Raw genomic sequence first — 4264 nt, forward strand, 5'->3', positions numbered from 1 at the left:
CGGATTGCACCCATATCGGTTCCTTTACGGTTAACCGGGAAAGCATTCACTTTACGTAAAATCCAGCCAAATACCGGCGAACTAAACAGCTCTTTTTTTGCCATATAGTGGATAGGCCGCCAAAGGCACGAACCTACCAGCGGGGGGTCGGCCATACTTAAATGGTTGGATGCTATGAGCACCCCGCCCTTTTTTGGAAAATTTTTTACACCTGATATTTTAACCCTGAATACAAGTGTATAAACAGATTTATAAAAAATCCACCCAATAAGGTAAAGCACGCTACCGATTGTTCTCATAATTTTGTAATCAGATCCCAGAAATTAGGAAATGAAATATCAACACACTCGGAATTATTTATTGTTGTTTCGCCTTCAGCGCACAACCCGGCTATCGCCATAGTCATTGCAATACGGTGGTCATTATAACTTTCAACCTTTTGAAAACCTTTGAGCTTTACAGGCCCTTCAACAATAAAACCGTCGGGTTGTTCGGTTATATTTGCACCCATTTTTTTTAGTTCGGTAGAAATTGTTTTAATCCTGTCGCTCTCTTTAATCCTTAGTTCAGAGGCGCCCGTTATGACCGTTCTTCCTTTTGCCTGTGTAGCCGCAAGAACCAGCAGAGGGATTTCGTCTATAAGTTTAGGAATGTATTCCGGTTCAAGCGTTATGCCCGACAATGAACCCGATTTAATTAAAATATTTCCGACAGGCTCATTACAAATTGTTTTTACATCTTTCAGCTCTATTTTTGCACCCATTTTTTCAAGAGCAAAAATAAGCCCGGTTCGCCTGGAATTTACTCCTGTGTTTTCTATGCAAATTTCAGAATTTTTTACCAGTAAACCTGCAACAATAAAAAATGCCGCTGAAGAAAAATCACCCGGCACAAAAATATCTTTTGCTTTTAGTTTTGCCCCGCCTTCCAACGAAACGGTGTTTGCGTTGACACGGATTTTAGCGCCGAGGTATTCAAGCATTCTTTCGGTATGGTCGCGTGATTCTCCCGGCTCGCTTACAACCGTTGTTCCATTTGTTTGCAATCCTGCAAGTAAAACCGCAGATTTCACCTGCGCGCTTGCAACAGGGAGTTGATAATCAACCGGTTTGAGTGAAGGATTGCCTTTAATGAGTAACGGAGGATATTGATCGTCTTTTGCCGAGATTTGCGCGCCCATTTTACGAAGCGGCTCTATTACGCGTTTCATGGGGCGCTTTGAAAGGCTCTCATCGCCGAAAATTTCGGTTGTAAAATTCTGTCCTGCAAATACACCTGACATCAGCCTGATAGTGGTGCCTGAATTGCCTGAATCAACCGGTTTTGCCGGGGCAGTAAGACCCTTTAGTCCTTTCCCGGCAATATAAAGCTTATTTTTTTCTTTCTTTATTTCTATCCCGGCTGACCTGAAGGCTTCTATAGTCCTTCGGCAGTCATCTCCGTCAAGATAATCATGCACAACACAATTCCCCTCAGCAAGGCTGGACAAAATTACCGACCTGTGAGTGATTGATTTATCCCCGGGAACTGTAAATGAGGCGTGGATTATTTCTTTGGGCTTTACTGTAAAAGTTGCCATCTGTTCTTTTTTGATTTACCGAAAAAAACCTTTAACTTTTTTGGTGAATTAAGCTCTGCCTTTACTTTTTTAAGAATTTTGATATATTCTTCTATGGCTCTGTTTAGTTCGAGCATATTGCCAAAACATATGGCCGCCCAATTTTCAGAATCAGAATCGGCTATTCTTGTCATATCCTTGAACGAACCTGCCAATAATTTTGAAGCGGAATTATTTTTTAAATTTGCGTTATTTACCAATTGCGTCAATGCGGCAGAAAGTATATGCGGTAAATGGCTTGTAGAGGCAACCAGCTTGTCGTGAATTTCCGGAGAAAGCTGAAGTATATTCGCCCCTGTTTTCTTCCACATTGCTGAAATGATTTCTATGACTGTTTTAGGAGTGTTTTTAAGAGGAGTAATGACAACAGTTGACCCTTTATACAGGTTAGGGTCGGCAAAACGCACGCCGGTTTTTTCTGAACCGGCAAGCGGGTGGGCTCCGACAAAATAAATTGATTTAGGCAATATTTTTGAAATCCCGCGGACAATATTTGCTTTTATGCTTCCGGCATCAGTTACAATGCACCCGGTTTTTAAATGAGGAGCGATCTTTTTAAATATCGGAACAATTGTATCAACAGTCGTTGCAAGAATGACAATATCCGCATCTTTAACGCCTGAAATGAAATCGGTTGTAAATTCATCAACTGCGCCGAGCTTTTTTGCCAGTTTGAGTTTTTCTATATGCCTGCCGATACCGCTAATTTTATAATTTAAAATTCGAGATTTGAAATTCTTTAGCGCTAATCCGATTGAACCGCCGATTAACCCTACTCCGATTATCGCAACTTTTTTTGCTCTCATAAAGACCTTCCGACCGCCGCCGAAACTCCTTTTAATTCTTTCATCATTTTAATAAATTGTTCCGGCAGGAGGCTTTGTGAACCATCGCAAAGCGCCTCCTGGGGTTTTGAATGGACTTCAACCATCAAGCCGTCCGCGCCGGCCGCAATAGCCGCTAAACACATTGAAGGAATATACGCTCTTACGCCAACCCCGTGGGACGGGTCAACAATCACCGGCAGGTGGCTGAGATGTTTTATTACAGGCACAGCATTTAAATCAAGGGTAAACCTGGTCGAAGTTTCATAGGTTCTTATGCCGCGCTCGCACAAAATCACATTATAATTTCCCTTCGACATTATGTATTCGGCGCTCATTAAAAGCTCTTCAACCGTAGCCGAAAAACCTCTTTTAAGCAGGACCGGTTTGTTGAAACTCCCAACTTCTTTAAGCAGATCGTAATTCTGCATATTTCTCGCGCCTATCTGCAGGACATCCGCATAACTGCCTATAAGCTCCAGCAAATCCGGGCTCATTATTTCCGTTACTATCGGCAAACCGGTAATTTTTTTCGCTTCTGCAAGGTATTTCAGCCCCTCTTCTCCAAGGCCCTGAAAAGAATAGGGGCTTGTTCTCGGTTTAAAAGCTCCGCCCCTTAAACAGCCGGCGCCTGAATTTTTGACGCGTTTCGCAACATCAATCATTCTCTCCCTGGACTCAACTGAACAGGGCCCGGCAATAACAGTTATCTTTTTCCCGCCGATTGATACCTTGTTATCTATCTTTACTACGGAGTTTTCTTTTTTAAATTCCCTGCTGCAAAGCTTATAAGGCTTTGAAATAGGGGTAACTGCCTCAACAGCCGCGAGTGTTTCAAATAAGGCCCTTGTAGTAATGGCTTTTTCACCGACAACTCCTATGACAGTTTTTACAGCACCCTTTGAAATATGCGCCTGAAAACCAAGTTCTTTTATTTTGTTTACAACCAGTTTTATATCTTTATCCGCCGCATGCGCTTTCAAAGTTAAAATCATAGCTGCTTGCCCTCCAGGCATTTTTTAAGCGCCTTAATAAATATTTTATTTTCATCAGGTTTTCCTATCGTAACCCGGATGAATTCAGGAAATTCATATTCGTCCATAGCGCGCACAATTACGCCTTGCTTTAACAATTCAGAAAAAATTTCTTTCCCTTCCATTGGCGAAACATTCACCAGAATGAAATTTCCCGCAGAATTGATATACTTTAAACCCAGTTTATAAAATTCCGCATAAAGGTATTTTTTGCCCTTTTCAACAACATTGAGCGCCTTACGAATCTGCGCTTTTTCGTCTTTGAGCGCAGCCAGTGCAGCAGCCTGCGTAATCGTTGTTACATTAAAAGGCGGCCTTATCGTATCCAGGTATTTTATAACCTCGCTGTCCGCAATCGCATACCCGGCTCTGAGGCCGGCAAGAGCGTGAATCTTTGAAAAGGTTCTCAGAATAATTAAATTCGGATACCTCCGGAAAAGTTTCACCGAATCAGGATAATCCTTGTTAATCCGCGCGTATTCGTAATAGGCTTCATCTACCACTACTAAAGGCACCGTGTTGGGTAAACCCGCGAGAAAATTTTCAAGATCCTTATCAGTAACGTACGTTCCCGTAGGATTGTTCGGATTAGCAATGAATACTATTTTTGTTTTACCAGTAACCGCGGCAGACATGGCCGGCAAATCATGCGTGTAATTTTTCATCGGAACGGAAATTACTTTGCTTCCCATTAAATCCCCTGCCATTTTATACCTGATAAAAGCGTGTTCGCTGACCACTATTTCATCTTCCGGGCTTAAGAATAACTTGCCCAACATTTCAATCAA

General features: G+C 42.1%; 5 protein-coding genes. All 5 read right to left on the reverse strand.

Annotation, left to right across the window (positions count from 1 at the left end):
* Positions 1–299: 1-acyl-sn-glycerol-3-phosphate acyltransferase (locus KKH91_03370; GenBank protein MBU0951854.1), on the reverse strand; the 299-nt coding region annotated here is incomplete at its 3' end.
* Positions 296–1579: a 3-phosphoshikimate 1-carboxyvinyltransferase gene (aroA, locus tag KKH91_03375; protein MBU0951855.1), complete on the reverse strand. Its 1284-nt coding sequence runs from the start codon at positions 1577–1579 to the stop codon at positions 296–298. The genes aroA and KKH91_03370, both read right to left, overlap by 4 nt.
* Positions 1561–2424, reverse strand: coding sequence for a prephenate dehydrogenase (locus tag KKH91_03380; GenBank protein ID MBU0951856.1), 864 nt, complete (start codon positions 2422–2424; stop codon positions 1561–1563). Before KKH91_03380 ends, aroA begins: the two co-directional genes overlap by 19 nt.
* The gene (aroF, locus tag KKH91_03385) at positions 2421–3437 is read right to left on the reverse strand and encodes a 3-deoxy-7-phosphoheptulonate synthase (protein ID MBU0951857.1); all 1017 of its coding nucleotides are present in this window, start codon (positions 3435–3437) and stop codon (positions 2421–2423) included. Before aroF ends, KKH91_03380 begins: the two co-directional genes overlap by 4 nt.
* Positions 3434–4264 (reverse strand): aminotransferase class I/II-fold pyridoxal phosphate-dependent enzyme (locus KKH91_03390; GenBank protein MBU0951858.1); only part of this gene is annotated, 831 nt, incomplete at its 5' end. The genes aroF and KKH91_03390, both read right to left, overlap by 4 nt.

The sequence above is a fragment of the Elusimicrobiota bacterium genome (assembly GCA_018816525.1).
GTDB lineage: Bacteria > Elusimicrobiota > Endomicrobiia > CG1-02-37-114 > XYA2-FULL-39-19 > OXYB2-FULL-48-7.

What these genes read in the sequence shown, in the direction of transcription:
- aroF (MBU0951857.1), bottom strand. Translation starts at nt 3,437, where the DNA reads ATGATTTTAACTTTGAAAGCGCATGCGGCGGATAAAGATATAAAACTG.
- KKH91_03380 (MBU0951856.1), bottom strand. Translation starts at nt 2,424, where the DNA reads ATGAGAGCAAAAAAAGTTGCGATAATCGGAGTAGGGTTAATCGGCGGT.
- aroA (MBU0951855.1), bottom strand. Translation starts at nt 1,579, where the DNA reads ATGGCAACTTTTACAGTAAAGCCCAAAGAAATAATCCACGCCTCATTT.